Origin of the sequence: Pseudonocardia sp., from assembly GCF_035305885.1 — a bacterium.
In the GTDB taxonomy this organism is placed as follows: Bacteria; Actinomycetota; Actinomycetes; order Mycobacteriales; family Pseudonocardiaceae; genus Pseudonocardia.
In genome coordinates this window covers 21,784-45,763 of sequence record NZ_DATGOP010000113.1, presented here as the reverse complement: position 1 = coordinate 45,763, position 23,980 = coordinate 21,784, and the positions used below count along the sequence as shown (strand labels likewise).

General features: G+C 73.3%; 23 protein-coding genes. 21 read left to right on the top strand and 2 right to left on the bottom strand.

Annotation, left to right across the window (positions count from 1 at the left end):
• The first annotated feature begins 37 nt into the window (after window positions 1-37).
• The 5 genes from VKZ81_RS24190 to VKZ81_RS24170 all read left to right on the top strand — a co-directional run bounded on the left by VKZ81_RS24190 (window position 38) and on the right by VKZ81_RS24170 (window position 6,119).
• Window positions 38-2,179 carry a malate synthase G gene (locus tag VKZ81_RS24190; protein ID WP_324243957.1) on the top strand — a complete coding sequence of 714 codons (2,142 nt, stop codon included), beginning with the start codon at window positions 38-40 and terminating at the stop codon, window positions 2,177-2,179.
• Window positions 2,176-3,417, top strand: coding sequence for an MFS transporter (locus tag VKZ81_RS24185; protein ID WP_324243956.1), 1,242 nt, complete (start codon window positions 2,176-2,178; stop codon window positions 3,415-3,417). Before VKZ81_RS24190 ends, VKZ81_RS24185 begins: the two co-directional genes overlap by 4 nt.
• A complete protein-coding gene (locus VKZ81_RS24180; protein WP_324243955.1) occupies window positions 3,414-3,932 on the top strand; it encodes a GNAT family N-acetyltransferase in 519 nt (172 codons plus the stop codon). The genes VKZ81_RS24185 and VKZ81_RS24180 overlap by 4 nt, the downstream gene beginning before the upstream one ends.
• Window positions 3,933-4,051: 119 nt before the next feature.
• A complete protein-coding gene (locus VKZ81_RS24175) occupies window positions 4,052-5,839 on the top strand; it encodes a sodium:solute symporter family protein (RefSeq protein ID WP_324243954.1) in 1,788 nt (595 codons plus the stop codon).
• A gap of 16 nt (window positions 5,840-5,855) precedes the next feature.
• The gene (locus VKZ81_RS24170; protein WP_324243953.1) at window positions 5,856-6,119 is read left to right on the top strand and encodes a hypothetical protein; all 264 of its coding nucleotides are present in this window, start codon (window positions 5,856-5,858) and stop codon (window positions 6,117-6,119) included.
• An 18-nt stretch (window positions 6,120-6,137) separates the two neighbouring features.
• Here VKZ81_RS24170 and VKZ81_RS24165 read toward each other — a convergent pair whose 3' ends face one another.
• Window positions 6,138-6,278, bottom strand: a complete 141-nt coding sequence (locus VKZ81_RS24165) for a hypothetical protein (RefSeq protein WP_324243952.1) — start codon at window positions 6,276-6,278, stop codon at window positions 6,138-6,140.
• Window positions 6,279-6,347: 69 nt separating this feature from the next.
• On the opposite strand from VKZ81_RS24165, the gene VKZ81_RS24160 reads away from it, so the two are divergent.
• From VKZ81_RS24160 to VKZ81_RS24100, 13 genes are all read left to right on the top strand, one after another.
• Window positions 6,348-7,262: a S66 peptidase family protein gene (locus VKZ81_RS24160; RefSeq protein ID WP_324243951.1), complete on the top strand. Its 915-nt coding sequence runs from the start codon at window positions 6,348-6,350 to the stop codon at window positions 7,260-7,262.
• A gap of 261 nt (window positions 7,263-7,523) precedes the next feature.
• A complete protein-coding gene (gene mbhE / locus VKZ81_RS24155) occupies window positions 7,524-9,860 on the top strand; it encodes a hydrogen gas-evolving membrane-bound hydrogenase subunit E (protein WP_324243950.1) in 2,337 nt (778 codons plus the stop codon).
• Window positions 9,857-10,387, top strand: a complete 531-nt coding sequence (locus VKZ81_RS24150) for an MnhB domain-containing protein (protein WP_324243949.1) — start codon at window positions 9,857-9,859, stop codon at window positions 10,385-10,387. The genes mbhE and VKZ81_RS24150 overlap by 4 nt, the downstream gene beginning before the upstream one ends.
• Window positions 10,384-10,842, top strand: a complete 459-nt coding sequence (locus VKZ81_RS24145) for a Na(+)/H(+) antiporter subunit C (RefSeq protein ID WP_324243948.1) — start codon at window positions 10,384-10,386, stop codon at window positions 10,840-10,842. The genes VKZ81_RS24150 and VKZ81_RS24145 overlap by 4 nt, the downstream gene beginning before the upstream one ends.
• Window positions 10,839-12,365, top strand: a complete 1,527-nt coding sequence (locus tag VKZ81_RS24140; RefSeq protein WP_324243947.1) for a Na+/H+ antiporter subunit D — start codon at window positions 10,839-10,841, stop codon at window positions 12,363-12,365. Before VKZ81_RS24145 ends, VKZ81_RS24140 begins: the two co-directional genes overlap by 4 nt.
• Window positions 12,362-12,898 carry a Na+/H+ antiporter subunit E gene (locus VKZ81_RS24135; RefSeq protein WP_324243946.1) on the top strand — a complete coding sequence of 179 codons (537 nt, stop codon included), beginning with the start codon at window positions 12,362-12,364 and terminating at the stop codon, window positions 12,896-12,898. Before VKZ81_RS24140 ends, VKZ81_RS24135 begins: the two co-directional genes overlap by 4 nt.
• Window positions 12,895-13,161 (top strand): monovalent cation/H+ antiporter complex subunit F, encoded by a 267-nt coding sequence (locus VKZ81_RS24130; protein ID WP_324243945.1) that lies wholly within the window; start codon window positions 12,895-12,897, stop codon window positions 13,159-13,161. Before VKZ81_RS24135 ends, VKZ81_RS24130 begins: the two co-directional genes overlap by 4 nt.
• Window positions 13,158-13,499: a monovalent cation/H(+) antiporter subunit G gene (gene mnhG, locus VKZ81_RS24125; protein WP_324243944.1), complete on the top strand. Its 342-nt coding sequence runs from the start codon at window positions 13,158-13,160 to the stop codon at window positions 13,497-13,499. Before VKZ81_RS24130 ends, mnhG begins: the two co-directional genes overlap by 4 nt.
• A 9-nt stretch (window positions 13,500-13,508) precedes the next feature.
• Window positions 13,509-14,030: a gamma carbonic anhydrase family protein gene (locus VKZ81_RS24120; protein ID WP_324243943.1), complete on the top strand. Its 522-nt coding sequence runs from the start codon at window positions 13,509-13,511 to the stop codon at window positions 14,028-14,030.
• On the top strand, window positions 14,030-14,710 hold the full coding sequence (locus VKZ81_RS24115) for a uracil-DNA glycosylase (RefSeq protein ID WP_324243942.1): 681 nt from the start codon (window positions 14,030-14,032) through the stop codon (window positions 14,708-14,710). The genes VKZ81_RS24120 and VKZ81_RS24115 overlap by 1 nt, the downstream gene beginning before the upstream one ends.
• Before the next feature lie 1,085 nt (window positions 14,711-15,795).
• Window positions 15,796-16,851 carry a DctP family TRAP transporter solute-binding subunit gene (locus VKZ81_RS24110; protein WP_324243941.1) on the top strand — a complete coding sequence of 352 codons (1,056 nt, stop codon included), beginning with the start codon at window positions 15,796-15,798 and terminating at the stop codon, window positions 16,849-16,851.
• 34 nt (window positions 16,852-16,885) lie between these two features.
• On the top strand, window positions 16,886-17,455 hold the full coding sequence (locus tag VKZ81_RS24105) for a TRAP transporter small permease (RefSeq protein WP_324244004.1): 570 nt from the start codon (window positions 16,886-16,888) through the stop codon (window positions 17,453-17,455).
• Window positions 17,452-18,741: a TRAP transporter large permease gene (locus tag VKZ81_RS24100; RefSeq protein ID WP_324243940.1), complete on the top strand. Its 1,290-nt coding sequence runs from the start codon at window positions 17,452-17,454 to the stop codon at window positions 18,739-18,741. Before VKZ81_RS24105 ends, VKZ81_RS24100 begins: the two co-directional genes overlap by 4 nt.
• An 89-nt stretch (window positions 18,742-18,830) precedes the next feature.
• On the opposite strand, the gene rpmB is transcribed toward VKZ81_RS24100, so the two are convergent.
• Window positions 18,831-19,022: a 50S ribosomal protein L28 gene (rpmB, locus tag VKZ81_RS24095; protein WP_324243939.1), complete on the bottom strand. Its 192-nt coding sequence runs from the start codon at window positions 19,020-19,022 to the stop codon at window positions 18,831-18,833.
• Between the two features lie 116 nt (window positions 19,023-19,138).
• Here rpmB and VKZ81_RS24090 point away from each other — a divergent pair, with 116 nt between their 5' ends.
• From VKZ81_RS24090 to VKZ81_RS24080, 3 genes are all read left to right on the top strand, one after another.
• Entirely contained in the window at window positions 19,139-20,773 is a 1,635-nt protein-coding gene (locus tag VKZ81_RS24090) for a DAK2 domain-containing protein (protein ID WP_324243938.1), read from the top strand.
• Complete coding sequence (gene recG / locus VKZ81_RS24085; RefSeq protein ID WP_324243937.1) at window positions 20,770-22,953, top strand: ATP-dependent DNA helicase RecG; 2,184 nt, start codon at window positions 20,770-20,772, stop codon at window positions 22,951-22,953. The genes VKZ81_RS24090 and recG overlap by 4 nt, the downstream gene beginning before the upstream one ends.
• 84 nt (window positions 22,954-23,037) lie before the next feature.
• The gene (locus tag VKZ81_RS24080; RefSeq protein ID WP_324243936.1) at window positions 23,038-23,979 is read left to right on the top strand and encodes a sensor histidine kinase; all 942 of its coding nucleotides are present in this window, start codon (window positions 23,038-23,040) and stop codon (window positions 23,977-23,979) included.
• Window position 23,980: the final 1 nt, after the last annotated feature.

The window sequence follows — 23,980 nt, the reverse complement described above, 5'->3', positions numbered from 1 at the left end:
ACCCGCCGTGCGCAGGCTGCCGACCGGAGGGTGAGACATGAGCGCACCACTGCAGATCGACCCCGCGCTGAAGGCGTTCGTGGAAGACGAGCTGTTGCCCCGCCTCGACCTGACGGCGGAGTGGTTCTGGAACACCCTCGCCGCGCTGCACGAGCGGTTCGACGGACGGATCCGGCAGCTCCTGGCCCGCCGCGACGAGCTGCAGGCCCAGCTCGACGCCTGGCACCGCGAACACGGCGCGGGCGACCCCGCCTCCTTGGAGGCGTTCCTCACCGAGATCGGCTACCTGACGCCGCCCGCGTCGCCGAAGGTGCAGGTCGACCGGGTCGACCCGGAGATCGCCCACATCGCGGGGCCGCAGCTCGTGGTGCCGGCCACCGTGCCCCGCTACGCCCTCAACGCCGCCAATGCCCGGTGGGGCTCCCTCTACGACGCCCTGTACGGCACCGACGCCCTCCCGCTCGACCGCGAGCTCGCGCCCGGCTACGACGAGGAGCGCGGCGCGCAGGTGATCGCGGAGGCCGACCGGCTGCTCGACGAGTTCTTCCCGCTCGCCCAGGGCAGCCACGCCGACGCCACGGCCTACCGCGTGGAGAACGGGCGGCTGGTCGTCGCCACCGGCGCCGGGGAGACCGGGCTCGCCGACCCGGCGCAGTTCGCCGGGTATCGCAGCCGCTCCGCTGACGGCGTGGAGGCGGTCCTGCTGCGCCGCAACAACCTGCACGTCGAGCTGACCATCGACCCCGAGCACCGGGTGGGCCGCCAGCACCACGCCGACGTCGCCGACGTCGTGGTCGAGGCGGCGGTCACCACGATCGTCGACCTGGAGGACTCCGTCGCCACCGTCGACGGGGAGGACAAGGCGCTCGCCTACCGGACCTGGCTCGGGCTCATGACCGGCGAGCTGGTCTCGGTGTTCGAGAAGAACGGCCGCACGGTCGAGCGGCGCGTGCACGGCGACCGGGAGTACACCGCGCCGGACGGCTCCCCGCTCACACTCCCCGGCCGGGCGTTGCTCCTGGTGCGCAACTGCGGCCACCACATGTTCACCGACGCCGTGCGCGTCGACGGCGAGCCGGTCGCGGAGGGCGTGCTGGACGCGCTCGTGTCCGCCGTCGCGGCCCTGTACGACCTGCGCGGGCTCGGTCGCTTCACCAACTCCCGCGCCGGCAGCGTCTACATCGTCAAGCCCAAGCAGCACGGGCCGGACGAGGTGGCGCTCACCGTCGACCTCTTCGCGGCCGTCGAGGAGGCGGTCGGGCTCGAGCCGCGCACGCTCAAGATCGGGATCATGGACGAGGAGAAGCGCACGTCGCTCACCCTCGACGCCTGCATCGCGGCCGCGCACGACCGCGTGATCTTCGTGAACACGGGCTTCCTCGACCGCACCGGCGACGAGATCCACTCCGACTTCCACGCCGGCCCGGTCATCCGCAAGAACGACATGAAGTCCACGACGTGGCTGCAGGCCTACGAGGACCGCAACGTGGACGTGGCGCTGCGCGCGGGCTTCGTCGGGCAGGCGCAGATCGGCAAGGGCATGTTCGCCAAGCCCGCCGCGATGGCCGAGCTGCTCGCCACCAAGGGCGCCCACCCGGAGGCGGGCGCCAACACCGCGTGGGTGCCCTCGCCGACGGCGGCCACCCTGCACGCGCTGCACTACCTGCGCATCGACGTCGCCGCGCGCCAGCGCGAGCTCGCCGGGCGCGAGACCGACCGGCGGCTGCTGCTGGAGGTGCCGCTGCTCACCCGCGAGCTCACGCCCGAGGAGAAGAAGCACGAGCTGGAGACCAACGCCCAGTCGATCCTCGGCTACGTGGTGCGTTGGGTGGGCCTGGGCATCGGCTGCTCCACGGTGCCCGACCTCGAGGGCGTCGGCCTGATGGAGGACCGCGCCACGCTGCGGATCTCCAGCCAGCTCATCGCCAACTGGCTGCACCACGGCCTGGTCGACGAGGCGACGGTCCGCGAGACGTTCGCGCGGATGGCCGCGCTGGTCGACGAGCAGAACGCGAACGAGCCCGGCTACGTGCCGATGGCGAAGGACCTCGACGGCAGCCCCTCGTTCCAGGCGGCGCTCGAGCTGGTGTTCACCGGCGCCACGGAACCGAACGGCTACACCGAGCGCGTGCTCACGACGTGGCGGCGCAAGGCCAAGGCGCAGGCCGCGGCGGCGTGACCGACGAACGGCGCGATGGTCGGAACCCATCCGACGAACGCGCCGCTCGTCGGAACCGGCTGCGGCCGCACACCCGGGCGGCCGCAGCGCTGTTCGCGATCGGCTACGGCGCGAACCAGTTCAGCTCCCTGATGGTGGTGTACCGGGAGCAGGCCCACTACTCGGCGGTCACGGTCGCGGCGTTCTTCGGCGTCTACGCCGCCGGACTGGTGCCGGGGCTGCTGCTGGGCGGGCCGGCGTCGGACCGGTGGGGGCGACGCCGGCTGGTGCTGCCCGCGCTCGCGGTCTCGGCGCCCGCGAGCGGCGTGCTCGCCCTCGGCGGGGTGCCCACCGTGTCCGAGCCCGCCCTCTACACCGGCCGGTTCGCGTTCGGGGTGGTCACCGGGATCGCGATGGCGGTGGGCAGCTCGTGGGTGAAGGAGCTGTCGCAGCCGCCGTGGGACCCCGCCGCGGACCCGGCCGCGGGCGCGCGCCGGGCTGCCATCGCGCTCTCGGCGGGGTTCGGGGTCGGTCCGCTGGTGGCCGGGCTGCTCGGGCAGTGGGGACCGGCGCCGATGGAACTGCCCTACCTGGTGCACGTCGTGCTCACGCTCGTCGTCCTCGCCGCGGTCGTCGGCGTGCCCGAGACGCGCCCGGGCGGGGCCCGCCCCGGCCTGCGCGTGCACCTGCCCCGGCGGTTCCGCCGGGTCGTCGCGCCGATGGCGCCCTGGGCGTTCGGGGCGCCCGCGCTGTCGTTCGCCGTGCAGCCCGCGGCGCTCGGGCCGCACATCGCCGGGTTCGGGCTGGTCTACGCCACGCTGCTCACCACCGTGACGCTCGGGATCGGCGTCGCTGTGCAGTCGTGGGCGCGGCGGCTCTCCCCGGCGACCGGCTCGCGGCTCGGGCTCGGCGCGCTGATCGCGGGGCTGCTGGTCGCGGCCTGCGCCGCCGCGCTCGGGTCGCCGGTGCTCGCCGTCCCGGCCTCCGCGGTGATCGGGGTGGCCTACGGGCTGCTGCTGGTCGCGGGCCTGGTCGAGGTGCAGCGCATGGCCACGCCCGGACAGCTCGGCGGCCTCACCGCCGTCTACTACGCGGTGACCTACGTCGGCTTCGTGCTCCCGGTGCTGCTCGCGGCGCTCGCCGGCGCGGTGGGCTACCCGCTGCTGCTGGTCGGGGTGGCGCTGCTCGTCGCGGCGAGCCTCGCCGTCGTGACCGTCACCGGGCGGCGGGAACCCGCGGGCCTACCCGCGTGCGGGTGATCGTCCGTAGGCTCGGGGCCGTGCTCGAGCTGCGCCCCACGCCCATCGACCACCCCGACGCGGCCCGCCTCATCGGCGCGCTCCAGCAGGTCTACCGCGAGCGCTACGGCGACGAGGACGCCACCGAGGTCGACCCGCGCGAGTTCGCCCCGCCGCACGGGTACTTCGTCGTCGGGTACGAGGGCGGCGAGCCGGTGGCCTGCGGGGGATGGCGGGAGCGGCACGCGGGGGAGGACGCCGCGCTGCGCGACGGCGACGCCGAGGTCAAGCGCATGTACGTGGCCGAGGCGCACCGCGGGAAGGGCTACGCCCGCGCGATCCTCGCCGAGCTCGAGCGCGCCGCTGCCGCGGCCGGGCTGCGGCGGATGGTGCTGGAGACCGGCCTCGAGCAGCCCGAGGCGATGGCGCTCTACCCGAGCGCCGGGTACGAGCCGATGCCCGCCTTCGGCGTCTACGCGGGTTCTCCGACCAGTCGCTACTTCGCCAAGCCGCTGCGCGTCGCCGACCGGGTGTAACGCAGCGGAACCCCCCTGCCACGCACCGTGCCCCGGACGTGGCGGCGCTTCGGGTGGCGGGAACGCGTGGAGCGGCGAATCATCCGCACCACGGGGGTGGCCGGAGCGAGGAGGGGGCAATGGTGGGGCCCGAAGCTGTTCTCGCGCAGACCGATCTGCGGCTGGACACGACCTGGATCGACTACGTCTTCGTCGTCTTCTACTTCCTGCTGGTCCTGGGCATCGGGGTGCTGGCACGGCGGTCGATCGCGTCGAGCCTCGACTTCCTGCTGTCCGGGCGGGCGCTGCCCGCCTGGGTGACGGGGCTGGCGTTCATCTCGGCGAACCTCGGCGCGATCGAGCTGATCGGGATGATGGCCAACGGCGCCCAGTACGGGATGCCGACGGTGCACTACTACTGGATCGGCGCCATCCCGGCGATGGTGTTCCTGGGCATCGTGATGATGCCGTTCTACTACGGCAGCAAGGCCCGCAGCGTGCCGGAGTTCCTGCTGATGCGGTTCAACGCGACCACGCAGCGGGTCAACGGCATCACGTTCGCGCTGGCGTCGGTCCTGATCGCCGGGGTGAACCTCTACGCGCTCGGCCTGATCCTCGAGGCCCTGCTGGGGTGGTCGCTCGCGATCGCGGTCCCGGTGGCCGCGCTGGTGGTGCTGAGCTACACGTTCCTCGGCGGTCTGAACGCCGCGATCTACAACGAGGTGCTGCAGTTCTTCGTGATCCTGGCGCTGCTGATCCCGCTCACGGTGGCCGGGCTGGCGCGCGTCGGCGGCTGGGACGGCCTGGTCGCGCAGGTCAGCCCGCTGCCGCCCGGGCCGGAGCAGTTGTCGTCGTGGCCCGGCACGTCGCTCACCGAGATCGCGAACCCGTTCCTGTCGGTGCTCGGCATCGTGTTCGGGCTCGGGTTCGTGCTGTCGTTCGGGTACTGGACCACCAACTTCGCCGAGGTGCAGCGCGCGCTCTCGGCGCGCAGCATGTCGGCCGCCCGGCGCACGCCGATCATCGGCGCGTTCCCGAAGGCGCTCATCCCGCTGGTCATCGTGATCCCCGGGATGATCGCCGGGGTCCTGGTGCCGCAGCTCACCACCCTCAAACAGGGCGGCGAGACCGACGTGACCTACAACAACGCGCTGTCGCTGCTGATGAACGAGGTGCTGCCGAACGGCATCCTCGGGGTGGCGCTGGCCGGCCTCTTGGCCTCGTTCATGGCGGGCATGGCGGCCAACGTCAGCTCGCTCAACACGGTGTTCACCTACGACCTGTGGCAGGACTGGATCCGGCCCGGCCGTCCCGACGAGTACTACCTGCGGGTCGGGCGCACGGTCACCGTCGCCGGCTGCCTGCTCGCGATCGGGACGGCGTTCATCGCGGGCAGCTTCGAGAACCTGATGGATTACATCCAGGCGCTGTTCAGCTTCTTCAACGCGCCCTTGTTCGCGATCTTCATCCTGGGCCTGTTCTGGAAGCGGATGACCGGGACCGCGGGCTGGACGGGGCTGATCGGCGGCACGCTCGCCGCCGTCATCGTGGACACGCTGGTGCGCACCGAGGTGATCGCGGTGTCGTCGCAGGCAGGCTCGTTCATCGGGGCGAGCGCCGCGTTCGTCGTGGGCATCGCGGTCGCCGCGGTCGTCACGCAGTTCACCACGTCGAAGCCGGACTCCGAGCTGGTCGGGTTGGTGTGGGCGCTGACGCCGCGCGGGAGCAGGGCCGAAGCGGTCGAGACCCGCGTCGCGCCGTCGGCAGCGGGTGAGGCGGGCGCCGCGGCGCCGCACGGCAGGCCCGCGACGATCGAGGAGGTGCCGACGTCGCTGCACGACGACGAAGGCGCCTGGTGGCAGTCGCCCGCGGTGATGGGCACGTTGGTGCTCGTCCTCACCGCCGTCCTGTACCTGATCTTCGCCTGAACGGGAGGGGAGCACCGTGTCCGAGCACGAGGGCCACCACATCTCGCCGAGCGCGGCGTCGCAGTTGTTCGACCTGCGCACGGTGATCGCCGTGCTGTTCGGCGTCTACGGGGTCATCCTGACCGTGATGGGCCTGTTCTTCGAGGACGAGGCCGAGCTCGCGAAGGCGGGCGGCATCGACATCAACCTGTGGTCGGGGCTCGGGATGCTCGTGGTCGCCGGCCTGTTCCTGCTGTGGGTGTGGCTGCGGCCGCTGGTTCCGCCGGGGGAGCGCGAGTAGCACCCCGGCCCGGCGGACTCAGGCGCGCGGCGTCGGGTAGCGCGGGTTGAACACCTCGAGCGTCCAGGCGTCGAGGACGCGCAGGGCGCGACGGACGGCGTTCGTGAGGCGCGACGTGATCATGTTGTCCTCCTCCGAGGTCTCGGTTGCGGTGTGCACCCGGTACAGCGCGACGGGCTTCTGGATCGTTCCAGCTCCCGGTTGTGAAGCTGCGCACGGAGGGCGCCGGTGACCCGCACCTGGCCGCGGCCGCTGCGGCCCGGCGACCGCGTGGCGGTGGTCCTCCCGGCCGGCCCGCCCGCGCCGCCCCTGCTCGCCGCCGGCCTCGACCTGCTGCGGTCGTGGGGGCTGCGCGTCGACCCGGTGCCGGCGGGCCGCCACCCGCGGCTGCCCTACCTCGCGGGCGACGACGCCGCCCGCGCCGCGCAGCTGCAGGCCGTGTGGTGCGACCCGGACGTGGCGGCCGTGCTCTGCGGCCGCGGCGGGTACGGCGCCCTGCGGGTGATCGACCTGCTGGACTGGGACGCGATGGCCGCCGCGCCGCCCCGCCTGTTCGTGGGCGCGAGCGACATCACGGCCCTGCACGCCGCGCTCGGCCCACGCTGCGGCGTGGTGACGCTGTTCGGGGCGATGGTCGCCACCGACGCGGTGCGCGACCCGCAGGCCGTCGAGCACCTGCGCCGGGCCCTGTTCGACCCGCCGCCGGTGCTGGACGGCGGGCCGCGGGCGTGGACGCTGGTCGGCGGCCGGGCGACCGGCCCGACCGCAGGGGGCACGGTCAGCCTGCTGGCCGCCACGCTCGGCGGGCCCGCGGTGCCACCCCCGCCGGACGGCGCGATCGTGCTGCTGGAGGACGTCACCGAGGCGCCGTACCGGATCGACCGCTGCCTCACCCAGCTGCTGCGCGCGGGCTGGTTCGACCGCGCCGCGGGGGTCGTGCTCGGTTCCTGGCAGGACTGCGGCCCGCCGGAGGAGGTGCTCGACGTGCTCGCCGACCGGCTGGTCCCGCTCGGCGTGCCGGTGGTGGCCGACTTCGGGTTCGGGCACTGCCCCGGCCAGCTCACCGTGCCGCTCGGGGCCGAGGTGGAACTGGACGCCGACGCGCTCACGCTCGCCGTGGCCCACCCCGGCCGCGGGCGGTAGCCGACCGGGCGCCGCGCGTGTCGGCGACCGCTTCCCGTGCCGAACCGCGGAGTTGATCGGTAGGCTGTAGGAGAGAGCCTTGTCCCGGATTGTCCGCTTCCGAGCGCGCACCACGCCAACTTTTCGCGGGACCAGGACGACGATCGGGCCGTTCCGGGTACGTCGTGCGCGAGGGCGCGCCTCGCCCGACGCTGAGCGGACCTCGCACAGCGGATCGACGGGGCCGAGCGGGCCTCGGTGGCACGACCGGGAGGAGACTGCGTGCTCGCGCTCGTGGCAGCGCACTTGGTGGTGGCGGGCCTGCTGCCCCTGGTGGCGACGCGCAGTACGAGGGCGGCGTTCGGCGTCGCGGCCGTCCTGCCCGCCGCCGCGCTGGTGTGGGCGCTCGCGAACGCGGGGCCCGCCCTCGCCGGGGGGATCTTCGAGACCACCGCGTGGTCGCCCGCGCTGGGGCTGGAGCTCGCCTTCCGCCTCGACGCGCTCGCCGTTGCCATGATCGTGCTGGTGTCGGGCGTCGGCGCGGTGATCCTCGCCTACTGCACCGGGTACTTCGGTGCCCGCTCCCCGGACGCCGGCCGGTCGGCGGCGCTGCTGCTCGCGTTCGCGGGCGCGATGCTCGGCCTCGTCCTCGCCGACGACCTGCTGTCGCTGTACGTGTTCTGGGAGCTCACGTCGATCGCGTCGTTCCTGCTGGTCGGGCAGGGCGGCGAGCGGCGCGAGGAGCGGCGGGCGGCCGTGCAGGCGCTGCTGGTCACGGTGTTCGGCGGGCTTGCGATGCTGCTCGGCTTCGTGCTGCTCGGGCAGGCCGCGGGCACCTACCGGATCTCGGAGATCCTCGCCGACCCGCCCCGCGGGGGGCTCGTCACCGCGGCCCTGGTGCTGATCCTGCTCGGCGCGTTCACCAAGTCGGCGCAGCTGCCGTTCCACCCGTGGCTGCCCGCCGCGATGGTGGCGCCCACGCCGGTCAGCGCCTACCTGCACGCGGCGTCGATGGTGAAGGCGGGCGTCTACCTGGTGGCGCGGCTCGCGCCCGCGTTCGCCGACCTCGCGGTCTGGACGGTGCCGGTGCTGGTCGTCGGCCTCGGCACCATGCTCGTCGGCGGCTGGCGGGCGCTGTCGGCAACCGACCTCAAGCGGCTGCTCGCGTTCGGCACGGTGAGCCAGCTCGGCTTCCTGATGGTGCTCTTCGGCGCGGGCGGGCGGATCGCCGCGATGGCGGGCGTCGCGATGCTGCTCGCGCACGGGATGTTCAAGGCCGCGCTGTTCCTCACCGTCGGCGCCGTGGACAAGGCGACGGGCACCCGCGACGTGCGGAAGCTGTCCGGGGTCGGGCGCGCGCTGCCCGGCCTCGCCGTCGCCGCGACGCTCGCGGCCGGGTCGATGGCGGGGCTGCCGCCGCTGCTCGGGTTCGTCGGCAAGGAGGCGGCCTTCGAGGCCTTCCTGCACGGCACCGTCGAGAACCGGGTGGTCGCGGTCGGGCTGCTGCTCGGCTCGGTGCTCACCGTCGCCTACAGCGCGCGGTTCCTGTGGGGTGCGTTCGCCCGCAAGCCCGGCCGCGACCCCACCGACGCCCGCGGCGTCGGGCCCGCGCTGAACGTCCCGGTGTGGCTGTGCGCCGCCGCGGGGCCGATCCTCGGCGTCGCCACACCGCTGGTCGACGCCGACGCGGCGAGCTACGCCGCGGCGCTGCCCGGCGACCCCGCTTACCACCTCGCGCTCTGGCACGGCCTCGGGCTCCCGCTCGTGTTCTCCGCGATCGCGGTGGCGGGCGGCCTCGCGGTGCACGCCGCCCGCGGCCGGCTCCAGCCGCTCGCGGGCCGCAGCCCGTTCGACGCCCAGCACGCCTACGAGAAGACGATCGCGGGCATCGGCCGGGTGGCGGTCGGGGTCACCGGCCGGCTGCAGGTCGGTTCGCTACCGGCCTACCTGTCGACGATCCTGGTGATGTTCATCCTGCTGCCGGGCGTGCCGACGGTGCTCGCGAACGCGTGGCCGCGGGACGTACCGGCCTACCACGAGCTGATCCAGGTCCCGCTCGCGGTCGTGGTGGTCACCGCGGCGCTCGCCGTGACGCGGACGCGGCGCCGGTTCACCGCGGTCCTGCTGGTCGGCGTGATCGGCTACGGGGTCGGTGGCCTGTTCATCGTCGACGGGGCGCCGGACCTCGCGCTCGCCCAGTTCCTCGTCGAGACGCTCTCCCTGGTCGCGTTCGTGTTCGTGCTGCGCCGGTTGCCCCTGCACTTCACCGAGACCCGCCCGTCGCGGCGGGTGCGCGTGCCGAAGGCGATGCTCGGGGCGGCCACGGGGATCACGGTCGCGGCCTTCGCGCTGGTGCTCTCCGCGACGCGGACCGCACCGGCCACCACCAGCGCCGAGCTCACCCGGCTGGCGCCCGAGGCGGGCGCCACCAACGTGGTCAGCGCGATCATCGTGGACTTCCGGGCCCTGGACACCGTCGGCGAGATCGGCGTGCTGTTCATCGCGGCCGCCGGCGTGGCGAGCCTCGTCCTCGCCACCCGTTACGACCGGCGCCGCCGCTCCGGGGCGATCGAGAGCGGGCAGGCCAGCCCACAGCACGAGGAGGACGTGCTCGGATGACTGCGCTCGAGGAAAAGCCCTTCGAGGAATGGGACCAACCCCGCCAGGCCTGGATGCTCTCCGGCGCCTGCCGCGGCGACCGCCACCGCACCCTCCTGCTGGAGATGACCACCCGGGCCCTGTTCGGGACGGTGCTGGTCTTCTCGCTCTACCTGCTGCTCGTCGGGCACTACGGGCCGGGCGGCGGCTTCGCGGCCGGGCTGGTGGCCGGCCTGGCGTTCGTCCTGCGCTACATCGCGGGCGGCAGCGAGTCCGTCCTGCAGGTCCGCCCGCCGGTGGTCATCGGGCTCGGGCTCACCGTCGCCCTGCTCACGGCGCTCGCGCCGATGCTCGTCGGCGCGCCGGTGCTCACCACCGCGAAGCTCGCGGTCGACGTGCCGCTGCTGGGCCACCTCGAGACCCAGACGAGCCTGTTCCTCGACGCAGGCGTGTACCTGTTGATCGTCGGGGTCGTGCTCGACCTGCTGCGTTCGCTCGGCGCGGGCATCGAGCGCGACATCCGCGAGGTGGGGGAGCCCCGCTCATGACCGTCAACCTCGTCATGGCCGCGACGGTCGGGGTGCTCTACGCCACCGGCATCACGCTCCTGCTGTCCCGCTCGCTCATGCGCGTGCTGATCGGCGTCGTCGTGCTGGGCCACGGCACCAACCTGCTGCTGCAGCTCGCGGGCGGACCGCCGGGCAGGCCGCCGATCCTCGGCGGCGTGCCGCCCGAGGAGTTCACCGACCCGCTGCCCCAGGCGCTCGCCCTCACCGCCATCGTGATCACGTTCGCGCTGACGACGTTCCTGCTCGCGCTCGGCTACCGCTCCTACGTCCTGGTCGGCCACGACGAGGTGCAGGACGACGTCGAGGACCGGCGGATCGCGCGCCAGAAGGCGCCGACGGCCCCGCTGGAGAACGGTGACGACGACGGCGAGCCCGACGCCGCCGAACGCACCGCGGACGAGGTCGAGGCCGAGGCGAGGGGGTCCGCCCGGTGAACGCGCTCCTGCCGCTCCCCGTCCTGCTGCCGATGCTCGGCGCCGCGGCCAGCATCGTCGGCAGCCGGTGGGCCACGCTGCAGCGGGTCGTCGGGATCGTGGTCCTCGCCGCGGTGGCGGTGCTCGCCTGCGTGCTGCTCGTGGCCACCGACCGGCAGGGCACGATCGTCGCCGAACTCGGCGGCTGGGACGCGCCCGTCGGGATCGCGCTGGTGGCCGACCGGCTGTCGGCGCTGCTGCTGCTGGTGTCCACGCTGGTCACGCTCGCCGTGCTCGTCTACGCGATCGACCAGCGCATCGCCGACTACGGCCGGGCCACGGCGAGCACCACGTTCCACCCCATGTACCTCATGCTCTGCGCCGGGGTGTCGCTCGCCTACCTCACCGGCGACCTGTTCACGCTCTTCGTGGCGTTCGAGGTGATGCTCACCGCGTCCTACGTGCTGATCACCCGGCGGACCGGGGCGAACCGGATCCGGGCGAGCATGACGTACGTGACGGTCAGCCTGCTGTCGTCGCTGCTGTTCCTCACGGCCGTCGCGCTCGTCTACGCCGCCACCGGCACCGTCAACCTCGCCGACCTGGCCGGCCGCGTGGACGAGTTGCCGACCGGGCTGCAGACGGTGCTCGGGATGATGCTGCTCGTCGTCTTCGGGATCAAGGCGGCGATCGTCCCGATGCACTTCTGGCTGCCCGACAGCTACCCGAACGCCCCGGGCCCCGTCGCGGCCCTGTTCGCCGGGCTGCTCACGAAGGTCAGCTTCTACGCGCTGCTGCGCACCCAGACGCTGCTCTTCCCCCGCGACGAGCCGTGGACGCTCATGCTCGTGCTGTCGGTCGCCACGATGCTCGTCGGGGTGCTCGGGGCGCTCGCCCAGAACGACCTCAACCGGTTGCTGTCGTTCCTGCTGGTCAGCCACATCGGATTCCTGCTCTACGGGCTCGCGGTGTTCGACCCGGCGGGGCTGTCCGGGGCCGCCCTGTACGCGGCGCACCACATCACGGTGCTCGCCACCCTGTTCCTCGTCAGCGGTCTCATCACCCGGCGCACCGGCACCGTCGCCCTCGACCGGATGGGCGGGCTGCTGCGCACCTCGCCGGGCCTCGCGGTCCTGTTCGCCATCCCCGCCTTGACCCTCGCCGGGGTCCCGCCGACCGCGGGCTTCGTCGCCAAGCTCGCGCTGCTGCAGGCCGGCGCGGGGAGCGGCCCCGCAGAGCAGGCCGTGGCCGGCGTCGTGATCCTCGCGAGCCTGCTCACCCTCTACGCGCTGGTGCGCGTGTGGGTCCAGGTGTTCTGGGGTGAACCGCAGCCCGCGGTGCCCGACGCCGACCCGACCGACGAGGTGCTCGTCGGAACGGCGCGCACGTCCGTGCCGATGTACGCGGCCACGGCGGGGCTCATCGCGGCGAGCCTCGGCATCGCCGTCTTCGCCGGGCCGCTCGCGAGCATGACCGAGCGGGCCGGCGTCGACCTGCTCGACCGCGAGCCGTACCGGATCGCCGTGCTGGGGGAGGTGCCGTGACCCGGATCCGCAGGCTGTCCCCCGTGCTGTGGCTGACCCTGGTCTGGGTGCTGCTCTGGGGCACGTTCAGCCCGGCCTCGATCGTGGGCGGCGTGCTGGTCGCGCTGCTGATCACCACGGTGTTCCGGATGCCGCCCGCCATCGACCGGCTCCCGATCCGCCCGCTGCGGGTCGCCGGGCTCGTCCTGTTCCTGATCTGGGACCTGCTCGTCTCCGGCCTGGAGGTGAGCTGGGAGGTGCTGCGCCACGGGCCCCGCGCCCGCGGCGCGATCCTCGCCGTCCCGCTGCTGACGTCGTCGGACCGCGTGGTCACGGTGATGGCCAACGCGATCTCGCTCTCCCCGGGCACCATGGCGCTGCAGATCGACCAGGACCACGCCGTCTGGTACGTCTACACGCTCGGCCCGCGCGACCGCGCCGGCGTCGAGCGGGCCCGGCTGCGCGCGATGGACATCCAGCGGCGGGTGCTCGCCGCGCTGGGCAGCCCCGAGGAGGAGGCGGAAGCGGAGCGCCTCATGGGGAGGATGTCGTGACCGTCGTCTTCACCGTCGTGCTGGTGCTGCTCTGCGCCGCCGGGGCGCTCACCCTCGTCCGGCTGCTGCTCGGCCCCGACACCCTGGACCGCATCGCCGCGCTCGACGTGCTCGTGATCCTCATCGTGGCCGCGGCCGCGGTGTACGTCGCGATCCACCGCGACTCGTCCAACATCCCGATGCTCGCGGCCGTCGCCCTCATCGGGTTCGTCGGGTCGGCGACGGCCTCGCGGCTGGCCGAGCGCAGGAGGGGAGGCCGATGATCCTCGACGTCCTCGCGGCGGTGCTGATGCTCGGTGGCGCCGTGTCCTGTTTCCTCGGGGCGCTCGGGCTGGTGCGCCTGCCCGACCTGCTGAGCCGCATGCAGGCCGCCACCAAGCCGCAGACGCTGGGCCTGCTGCTCATCCTCGCCGGCACCGCGCTGCGGCTGGAGATGGACAGCGCGGTCACGCTCCTGCTGGTCGCGTTGTTCCAGGTGATCACGGCGCCGGTGATCGCGCAGCTGCTCGGGCGCTCCGGCTACCGAGGGGGCGTCGTCCGCCGCGACACGCTGGTCGCCGACGAGCTGGCCGCCAAACTGCCCGAGGACCGCCCGTCCTAAGCTCCCCGGGTGCCCCTCTACGCGCTCGGAGACGTCGAACCGGACATCCACCCCGACGCCTACGTCCACCCGGACGCCGTCGTGATCGGGAACGTCACCATCGGCGCGGAGGCCTCGGTCTGGCCCACCGCCGTGCTGCGCGGCGACGACGGGCGGATCGAGGTCGGGCCGCGCACCAGCGTGCAGGACGGGTCGATCATCCACTGCACCCTGCGCGAGCCGACCATCATCGGCAGCGAGGTCACCGTCGGGCACAACGTGCACATCGAGGGCGCGGTGATCGGCGACAACGCCCTCATCTCGTCCGGTTCGGTCGTGCTCAACGGCGCCCGGGTCGGAGCCGGGGCCGTCGTCGCGGCCGGTGCCGTCGTGGCGCCGGGAACGGAGATCCCGCAGCGCCGGATGGCGATCGGCGTGCCGGCCCGGATCCGGGAGGGCCACGAGGTGCCAGAGGGCTACTTCGACCACGCGGTGCAGAGCTACATCCGGCGCGGCAAGCGGTTCCGCGCCGAGCTGAGGAGGATCGCCTGATGCCGGCACGACCGCTCGAGGAGGTCGTCGAGGCCGGGTGGGCCAAGGCGTTGGCCCCGGTCGCCCCGGTGATCGCGGACATGGGGGATTTCCTGCGCGCCGAGCTCGCGGCGGGCCGCCGCTACCTCCCCGCGGGCCGCAACGTCCTGCGCGCGTTCCAGCAGCCGTTCGACGACGTGCGCGTGCTGATCGTCGGCCAGGACCCGTACCCGACGCCCGGGCACGCGATCGGGCTGTCGTTCTCCGTGTCGCCGGAGACACGCCCGCTGCCCCGTTCCCTGGTGAACATCTTCCGCGAGTACTCCGACGACCTCGGCCACCCCACCCCGTCCACCGGCGACCTCACGCCGTGGGCCGAGCAGGGGGTGCTGCTGCTCAACAGGGTGCTCACCGTCGAGCCCGGCAACCCCGGCTCCCACCGGGACAAGGGCTGGGAGAAGGTCACCGAGCAGGCCATCCGCGCCCTCGTCGCCCGCGAGGGGCAGCCGCTCGTGGCGATCCTGTGGGGGCGCGACGCGCGCAACCTCGTCCCGTTGCTCGGCGACGTCCCCTGCATCGAGTCGGCCCACCCCAGCCCGATGTCGGCCGACCGCGGGTTCTTCGGCTCCCGCCCCTTCAGCCGCGCCAACGCCCTGCTCGAGGAGCTGGGTGGGGAGCCGGTGGACTGGAAGCTGCCCTGACGGCTGCGCAGGCAGGTACCCCTGGGCCGGTGGCCGACGCGCTGCGCCCGGGGAGGCCCCGGTGGACTCCTCGCAGCGCCATGAGGCTTCCTCACCCCGGGTTCCGCTGAACCTGTTCGGCGCTGTCCGGGTCAGCGGCGCCGGGTGGGCCTCACCGGTGGCGCCACGGGTCGTGCGGGGCCGCTTCTCGCAGGTCGAGGGCGCCTGACGGCGTCCGCTCCGCGGATCGCTTGGCGACCCTCGACCCGCCAGCCTCTGCGGCCCCTACCGGGCAGGCATTCGTCGGGCAGGCCCGCGGGCCTGCCCGTATTCGGCGCGGCGCCGCCGGGAGGCGGTTGCCTCGGATGTCGGGTTCCGCGGAACCTGATTCGCGCCCGAAAGGGGTCGGGCCCGGATGGGTCCCTTGCCTGAACATCGCGCTCCACGGGTCCGCCAGCCGCCTGGTGACCCTGATCCGGGCGGCCCGCCGGCTCGTCGCCCCACCCGAGGACCTGTCTCGCGCGGGGGTCGCTGATCTGGCGGTGGGCAGGGGCTCGAGCGCGGCAACGCCGAGGTGATCGTTCACGTGGATGCCTCCACCGGCGCCGCGCTGCCCGGCAACGGTCCGGTGCGGGTGCGGGCGCCGCGCGGCGGCCGGCGCGTGGTGCGGTCCGCCGGGTCGCTCAGCGGAGCTGCGGAGGGCAAACCACCCACCCGAGGCGAGAACCCGAGCGGGCCCCGGGCCACTCGCAGCGAACACACCGACCGGGCGGGGTGCCGAGACCGGCGGAGCGACCAGGCGCGCCCACCGGCGGCCGGGTGACGCGAATCGAGTTCTGCGCAACCCACCCCGGAGGATCGCTGCGCATGATCGTCGGGCGGGGTCGTGACCTGTCAGGAGCCTGTGCCGCCAGGCACCCGTCAACGCCCCTCGCTGGGGCGCCGGCGCCAGGTGGAGGCCGTCACGCGGAGCGATCGGGGGAGCCGGTGCCAACCGGCCGGACGAAGCTGGGACCGGACCGTTAGCGAACGGACCTTCCCAAAAGGGGATGTCCTCCACGAGTATCCCGATCAGAGACGAGCCACCCCGCGGGGAAGGACGGATGATGGGACGACAAGGACGTCGTGCTCAGCTCGCAGCGCTGCTGCTCGCGGCGACGCTCGCCCTGGCCGCGTGCGGCATGCGCGGTGCCGGGGCGGGCGGCGGTGATGCGGCCGGCGGCGAGACAATCACGATCAAGTTCTCGCACGTCGTCGCCCCGGCCACGCCGAAGGGGCAGGCGGCGGAGAAGTTCAAGGAGATCGTCGAGCAGCGGTCGGACGGCCGGATCAAGGTCGAGGTCTACCCGAACTCCGAGCTCTACGGCGACAAGGACGAGCTGCAGGCCCTGCAGTCCAACAGCGTGCAGGTGCTGGCCCCGGCGAGCGCGAAGTTCACGACGATCGCGCCGGCGCTGCAGGTGCTCGACCTGCCGTTCCTGTTCGACAGCGTCGAGGACATCCCGCGGGTCGCTTCGCCCGACTCGGCCGTGGGCAAGGCGATCTACGAGAACGAGCAGCTCGCCGCCAACAACATCAAGGTGATGGGCCTGTGGGACAACGGGCTCAAGCAGCTGTCGTCGAACACCGAGATGCGCACGCCCGACGACCTGGCCGGGCTGAGCTTCCGCATCCAGCCCTCCGACGTGCTGCGCACCCAGTTCGAGAAGTGGGGCGCGAGCGCCACCCCGATGGCGTTCTCCGAGGTCTACAACGCGCTGCAGCAGGGCGTGGTCGACGGCCAGGAGAACCCGTACTCGAACATCGAGTCGCAGAACATGCACACGGTGCAGCGCTACATCACCGAGTCCAACCACGGCTACATCGGCTACGTGCTGGTGATCAACAACCAGTTCTTCCAGGACCTGCCGCCCGACCTGCAGACCGTGGTCCAGGAGGCGGCCGACGAGTCGAGCGCCTACAACCGCGAGATCGCGGCGAAGCTGAACGCCGACGCCCGTGCCACGATCGAGCAGGCGGGCACCACGACGATCACCGAGCTGACCCCGGAGGAGCGCCAGGCGTTCAAGGACCGCGTGGTGCCGTCGGTCTGGGAGCAGTACGCCGACGTCATCGGCCAGGACCTGGTCAACGACCTGCTCTCCCAGCAGACCGCCCAGTAGCGCCTTGGCGGGTTCGGTGCACCGGTTGGACCGGGTGCTGACGCGGGTCGAGAACGTGCTCGCCGCGGCGACGCTCGGGGCGGCGACGGTCATCGCGATCGTCGCCATCCTGGTCAGGTACCTCTTCGGGATCTTCCTGTGGTGGTCCGAGGAGGCGATCATCTACCTGATCATCTACTCGACCTTCATCGGAGCCGTCGTCACGCTGCGGCACAACGAACACGTCAACGTCGACGTCTTCGGCCCGTTCCTGCGGGCGCGGGGGAAGCGCGCGCTCGCGGTGATCGCCGCCGCCGTCACCGTGGTGTACCTGGTGTGCATCGGCGCCTTGGCGTGGCTGCTGCTGTTCGAGCCGTTCTCCACCTCGACGATCACGCCCGCGCTCAAGCTGCCCCTGTGGGTGGTGGAGCTGGCGGTGCCCATCGGCCTGACGCTGATGCTGGTGCGCGCGCTGGAGATCCTCGTGCGCAACGCGCGGGGCGTCGAGGCGTTCGCCGAGGGGGAGCGCTCGCTCCTCGAGGTCGAGGCGGAGGCCACCGGCCTCGACCCGCGTGACGTCGAGCGCAGCGTCAAGCGGGACGACGAGGAGGAGAACGGCCGGTGACCGAAGCCTCGACCGTCCTGCTCGTCACCCTCTTCGCGCTGCTGTTCTCCTCGGCCCCGATCGCGGTGGCCCTCGGGCTCACCTCGTTCGCGTACTTCTTCTACTTCACGACGATCCCGCTCACCCAGGTGCCGGAGCGGCTGTTCAACTCGTTGAACACGTTCCCGCTGATGGCGATCCCGTTCTTCGTGCTCGCCGCGAGCATCATGAGCCGCGGCGGGATCAGCAGGAGGATCATCGCGGCCTGCAACGCGGTGGTCGGTCAGTTCCGCGGCGGCCTGGCGATGACCGGTGTGCTCGCCTGCGTGTTCTTCGCCGCCATCTCCGGGTCCAGCCCGGCCACCGTCGTCGCCGTCGGCACCTTGATCATCCCGGCGCTGATCGCGAACGGCTACCCGCGGCGCTTCTCGACCGGCCTGATCGCGACGTCCGGTTCGCTCGGCATCCTCATCCCGCCGTCGATCCCGCTGATCGTCTACGGGATCTCGACCGAGGAGTCGATCGGCGACCTGTTCGTCGCCGGCGTCCTCCCCGGTCTCGTCGCGGGCGCCATGCTGCTCGCCGTCGTCGTCGGGATCTCGTACCGGCGCGGGTACGGCTCCGGCGACGAGGCGATCGCCATGACGACGGCGGAGAAGCTGCGCGCGCTCCGCGACGCCGTGCTGAGCCTCGCCCTCCCCGCGCTCGTGCTCGGGGGGATCTACGGCGGCGTGTTCACCCCGACCGAGGCGGCCGCCATGGCCGTCTTCTACGCGGTGATCGTGTCGGTGTTCGTCTACCGGGAGCTGGACCTGCGCGACCTCGGCGGGATCCTCCTCTCCTCGGCCCGCACCTCGGCGATGATCATGTTCATCATCGCCAACGGGATCCTGTTCTCGTTCGTGCTCACCTCGGAGCAGATCCCCCGCGACATCACCGAGACCCTGCTGGGCTACGAGCTCGACAAGTGGTCGTTCCTGCTGCTCGTGAACCTGCTCCTGCTCGTGGCCGGGTGCTTCATGGAGACGTCGAGCGCGATCCTCATCATCGCGCCGATCCTGCTGCCGCTCGCGGTGGAGCTCGGCGTCAACCCGATCCACCTCGGGATCATCATGGTGATGAACCTCGAGATCGGCATGGTGACCCCGCCGCTGGGCCTGAACCTGTTCGTGGCCAGCGGCATGTCGGGCATGAGCGTGCTGCAGGTGGCGCGGGCCGCGATCCCGACGGCCCTGGTGCTGCTCGCCGCGCTGTTCCTGGTGACCTACGTCCCGGCGATCTCGCTGGCGCTGCTCGGCGGCGGGTAGCGCGGGGTCGGGGCCCGCACCCCACGACGTGCGAACGGCACCCCCATCCGGCTAGCGGACGAGGGTGCCGTTCGTACGAGTGTCTGCGCTCAGGCGCGCGCGACCTTGCCCGCCTTCAGGCACGACGTGCACACGTTCAGCCGCTTGCGGTTACCACCACCGGCGGCGGCGCGCACGGTCTGGATGTTCGGGTTCCAGCGACGGTGGGTGCGGCGGTGCGAGTGCGAGACGGACATGCCGAAGCCCGGACCCTTGCCACAGACGTCGCAGACGGCAGCCACGTCGGACACTCCTCGGGTAGTGGGTGGGTAGGCCGGGGTTGCCCCGGTCGCGAGGAACCAGGGTACCTGCGCCGTCGCGCCGTCGTGCACGGGCCCCACGGCATAGGCTCGCGGACGTGCCCTCGACCCTCGACATCGCGCTGCTCACGAGATGGACGCGGGCTGCCACGGCCGCGCTCGAGCGGCACTGCGCCGAGATCGACCGGATCAACGTCTTCCCGGTGGCCGACGGCGACACGGGGACGAACCTGCTGCTGACGATGCGCGCGGCGGCCGACGCGGTGCGGCGGTCGGCGCGGGAGAACGGGGCGGGGCGGACGGCGGCCGCGGTGGCCGCCGCGCTGGCGCGGGGCGCGCTCGTCGGCGCCCGCGGCAACTCGGGCGTGATCCTGTCCCAGGTGCTGCGCGGGCTCGCGGAGGCGGTGGCGCGGGCCAGGCGGCCCGCGGGTGCCGTGCTGGCCGACGCGCTGCAGCGGGCGCACCGGCTCGCCACCGCCGCGGTGAGCAGGCCGAAGGAAGGCACCGTGCTGTCCGTGCTCGCCGCCGCCGCGCAGGCGGCCGCCGAGGTGGAGTCCGACCGGCTCGAGGACGTCGCGGTCGCGGCGGCCGAGGCGGCCGGCGCTGCGGTGCAGAAGACCACGGGGCAGTTGCCGGAGCTGGCGAGGGCCGGGGTCGTGGACGCGGGCGGTCTGGGCCTCTACCTCGTGCTGGACGCGCTCGCCGGCCTCGTCACCGGGCGCAGCGGCGGCGAGCTGCCCCGTACCCCGGTGCCGGTGGCTCGCGGTCGAGAGGTGCTGGTGGCGCAGCGGGAGGGCGGCTCGGAGGAGCACGACTACGAGGTCATGTACCTGCTGGACGGCACGGACGAGGCGCGCGTCGCCGAGCTGCGCTCCCGCCTGGCCGCGATCGGCGACTGCGTCGCGGTGGCGGGCGACGCCGACGGGCTGTGGAACGTCCACGTCCACTGCACCGACATCGGCGCGGCGATCGAGGCGGGCATCGAGGCCGGCCGGCCGCACCGCATCACCGTCGTGCGCTTCGCCGACCAGCAGCAGGACGCCCCCGTCGAGGCCGAGGGCCGCTTCACCCGCGAGCGGGCGGTGCTGATGGTCGCCTGCGGGGCGGAGGTGGCCGACCTGGCCCGCTCCGCGGGCGCCGTGGTGCTGGAGCGCACGCCCGGCCGGGGCATCGAGGAGGGCGAGCTCGTCGCGGCCCTCGCCGGCACCCGCGCGCGCCACGTCGTGCTGCTGCCCGACGAGGCCGAGCTCGCCCCGGTGGCCGAGCGGGCCGCCGCCGCGGCCCGCGAGGACGGGCAGGAGGTGCTGGTGCTGCCCACGGCGTCGGTGCTGCAGGGGCTCTCCGCGCTCGCCGTCCACGACCCGAACCGGCGGGCCGCCGACGACGTGGTCGCGATGGCCGAGGCCGCGGCGGGCACCCGCACCGGAGGGCTGGTCGTGGCCGAGACCGAGGCCCTGACGTGGGTCGGCCGCTGCGAGCCCGGCGAGGTGCTGGGGATCACCGACGGCGAGGTCGTGTTGATCGCCCCCGACCTGGCTGTCGGTGCCCTGTGGTTGGCTCACCGCATGCTCACCGCGGGTGGTGAGATCGTCACCGTGTTGCTGGGCGAGGGCACGGACCCCTCGCTGGGGGAGGGGCTCGCGGCCGACCTGCGCCGCACCCACCCCGAGGTCGACGTCGTCGTGCACCGGGGCGGGCAGACCGACTACCCGCTCGTGCTGGGGGTGGAATGACCGGGATCGACATGTCGAGCGCGCTCGAGCCGCTCGTCGGCAAGCGCACCGCCGAGGCGTTGAAGTCGCTGGACATCACCACCGTCGGCGAGCTCGTACGCCACTACCCCCGGCGCTACGTCGACCGCGGCAAGCTCACCGACATCGCCGGGCTGGAGATCGGCGAGCAGGCCACGCTCGTGGCCCAGGTGGAGAGGTCGGTGCTGCGCGACATGCGCTCGCGGCGCGGCAAGCTGCTCAACGTCGTCCTCCGCGACGAGAAGGGCGCCACGATCGACGCCACCTTCTTCAACGGCCACAAGGTGCAGCACGTCATCAAGCCCGGGGTGCGCGCGGTCTTCTCCGGCAAGGTGGGCGTGTTCAACCGCAAGCTCCAGCTCACCCACCCGCAGTTCGAGCCGCTCGACGAGGCCGACGAGGTCCGGCCGTTCCTGTCCGTCTACCCGGCCACCGGAAAGATCACCTCGCAGCAGGTGGCGCGCTGCGTCCGGCAGGTCCTCGACCTGCTCGACGACCCCACCGACCCGCTCCCCGAGCTCGTGACGAAGCGGGAGAAGCTCACCGAGCTCGGTACGGCGCTGCGGCGCATCCACGTGCCCGAGTCCGAGGCCGACATCCACGCCGCCCGCCGCAGGCTCGTGTGGGACGAGGCCATGGGGGTGCAGCTCGCGCTCGCGCTGCGCCGCCAGAACACCGCGCAGCGCCCGGCCCCGCCCTGTCCGCCGAAGCCGGGCGGACTGCTCGACGCGTTCGACGCCCAGCTGCCGTTCGCGCTCACCGCGGGCCAGCACGCCGTCGGCACCGAGATCTCCGCCGACCTGGCGCGCGAGCACCCGATGAACCGGCTGGTCCAGGGCGACGTGGGCGCGGGCAAGACGGTCGTCGCGCTCCGGGCGATGCTGCAGGTCGTCGACAACGGCCGCCAGGCCGCGCTGCTCGCCCCCACCGAGGTGCTGGCCGCGCAGCACGCCCGCTCCCTGCGCACGCTGCTCGGCCCGCTGGGCAGGGCGGGCGAGCTGGGTGCGGCGGAGCAGGCGACGAGCGTCGCGCTGCTCACCGGCTCGCTCGGGGCGAAGGCCCGCAGGCAGGCGCTGCTCGACGCGCAGTCCGGCGCGGCGGGCATCGTCGTCGGCACGCACGCGCTGATCCAGGAGCACGTGGGGTTCGCCGACCTGGGGCTCGTGGTGGTCGACGAGCAGCACCGGTTCGGGGTGGAGCAGCGCGACGCCCTGCGCAGCCGCGGCGAGCTCGCCCCGCACATGCTGGTCATGACGGCCACGCCGATCCCGCGCACCGTCGCCATGACCGTGTACGGCGACCTCGCGGTCTCGGCGCTGCGCGAGCTGCCCCGGGGCCGCTCCCCGATCTCCACCACGGTGGTGCCGCTCGCGGAGAAGCCGAGCTGGTTCGACCGGGTCTGGCGGCGCGTGCGCGAGGAGGTCGAGGCCGGGCACCAGGCCTACGTCGTGTGCCCCCGCGTCGGCGGCACCGACGGCGAGCAGGAGCTCGTCGACACCGAGGATCCGGACATCGGCGCCGATGCCGACGAGGGCGGCTCCAAGCGCCCGCCGCTGGCGGTCCTCGACGTGGCGCCCAAGCTCGCCGAGGGCCCGCTGAAGGGGCTGCGCATCGGCGTGCTGCACGGCAAGCTCCCGCCCGACGAGAAGGACGCCGTGATGCGGGCGTTCGACCGGGGTGAGCTCGACGTGCTGGTGGCCACCACGGTCGTCGAGGTCGGGGTCGACGTGCCGAACGCCACGGCGATGATCATCCTGGACGCCGACCGGTTCGGGCTCTCCCAGCTGCACCAGCTGCGGGGGCGGGTCGGGCGCGGCTCGGCGGCGGGGGTGTGCCTGCTCGTCACCGACATGCCCGCGGGCACCACGGCCCGCGAGCGCCTCGACGCCGTCGCGGGCACCACCGACGGCTTCGAGCTCGCCCGCCTCGACCTGGAGCTGCGCCGCGAGGGCGACGTGCTGGGCGCGCTGCAGTCCGGGCGCAGGTCGGGCCTGCGCCTGCTGTCACTGCTGCACCACGAGGAGATCATCTCGAAGGCGCAGGCGTACGCCACCCACATCGTCGCCGACGACCCGGGACTGCGCCGCCACCCCGGGCTGGCGGCCCTCGTGGGGGAGACGGTCGGCGACGAGGAACGGGCCGCGTACCTCGACAAGGTCTGACGGCGACAAGGTCTGACGGCGACAAGGTCTGACGGCGGCACCGGCCGGGTATCCCTTCGACTTCACGTCGAGAGGACGAAAGCCGTGATCGCGCCGACAGCGCCCGCGTCGCCCACCGGGGCCGACCCGTTCCGGCATCCGGCCTTGTTCTACCGCGGGATCGACGAGTACCTGGCCGGGACGATGCCGTTCGTCCAGGAGGCCCTCGCGGTCGGGGACCCGGTGGCGGTGGCCGTGCCGGGGGAGCGGCTGGCGTGGGTCCGCGAGGCCCTGAGCGGCACCGCCGCCCACGTGCGGCTGCTCGACATGGCCGAGGAGGGCCGCAACCCGGGCCGGATCCTGCCGGGGGTGCTGCTCGCGTTCGCCCAGGAACACGGCGCCGCCCGGGTGTGGATCGTCGGTGAGCCGGTGTGGGCGGGCCGCAGCGACGCCGAGCTGCCGGCCTGCGCCGAGCACGAGGCGCTGATCAACCGCGCGTTCGCGGGGCGGAGCGCCGAGATCCTCTGCCCCTACGACGTCGAGGCGCTCCCCGCGGTGGTCCTCGCCGACGCCGAACGCACCCACCCGGTGCTGATCGGACGCCCCCGCAGCGCCCCGTACGGCCCCGACGAGGTGCTCGCCGACTGCAACCGGCCCCTGCCGGAGCCGCGGGGACCGGTGCCGACACTGGTCGTGGACGCCGCGACGCTGCCGTCCGCCCGCGCCCTCGCGGTCGCGGAGGGGGAGCGGGCGGGCCTGCGTCCCGACCGGGTGGACGACCTGGTGTTCGTCGTCAACGAGCTGGTCACCAACAGCCTCGAGCACGCGCGCACCACGGCCCGGTTGCGGGTGTGGGCGCACGACCGCCACGTCGTCGCCGAGGTGGCGGACGCCGGCCGGTTCGACGACCTCCTCGCCGGCCGCACGCCGCCCCTGCCCGAGCAGGCGCGCGGCCGAGGGCTGGTGCTGGTGCACCACCTCGCCGACCTCGTGCGCGTCCACCGGACGGAGCGGGGGACGACGATCCGCGCTCACCTGCGGATCTAGC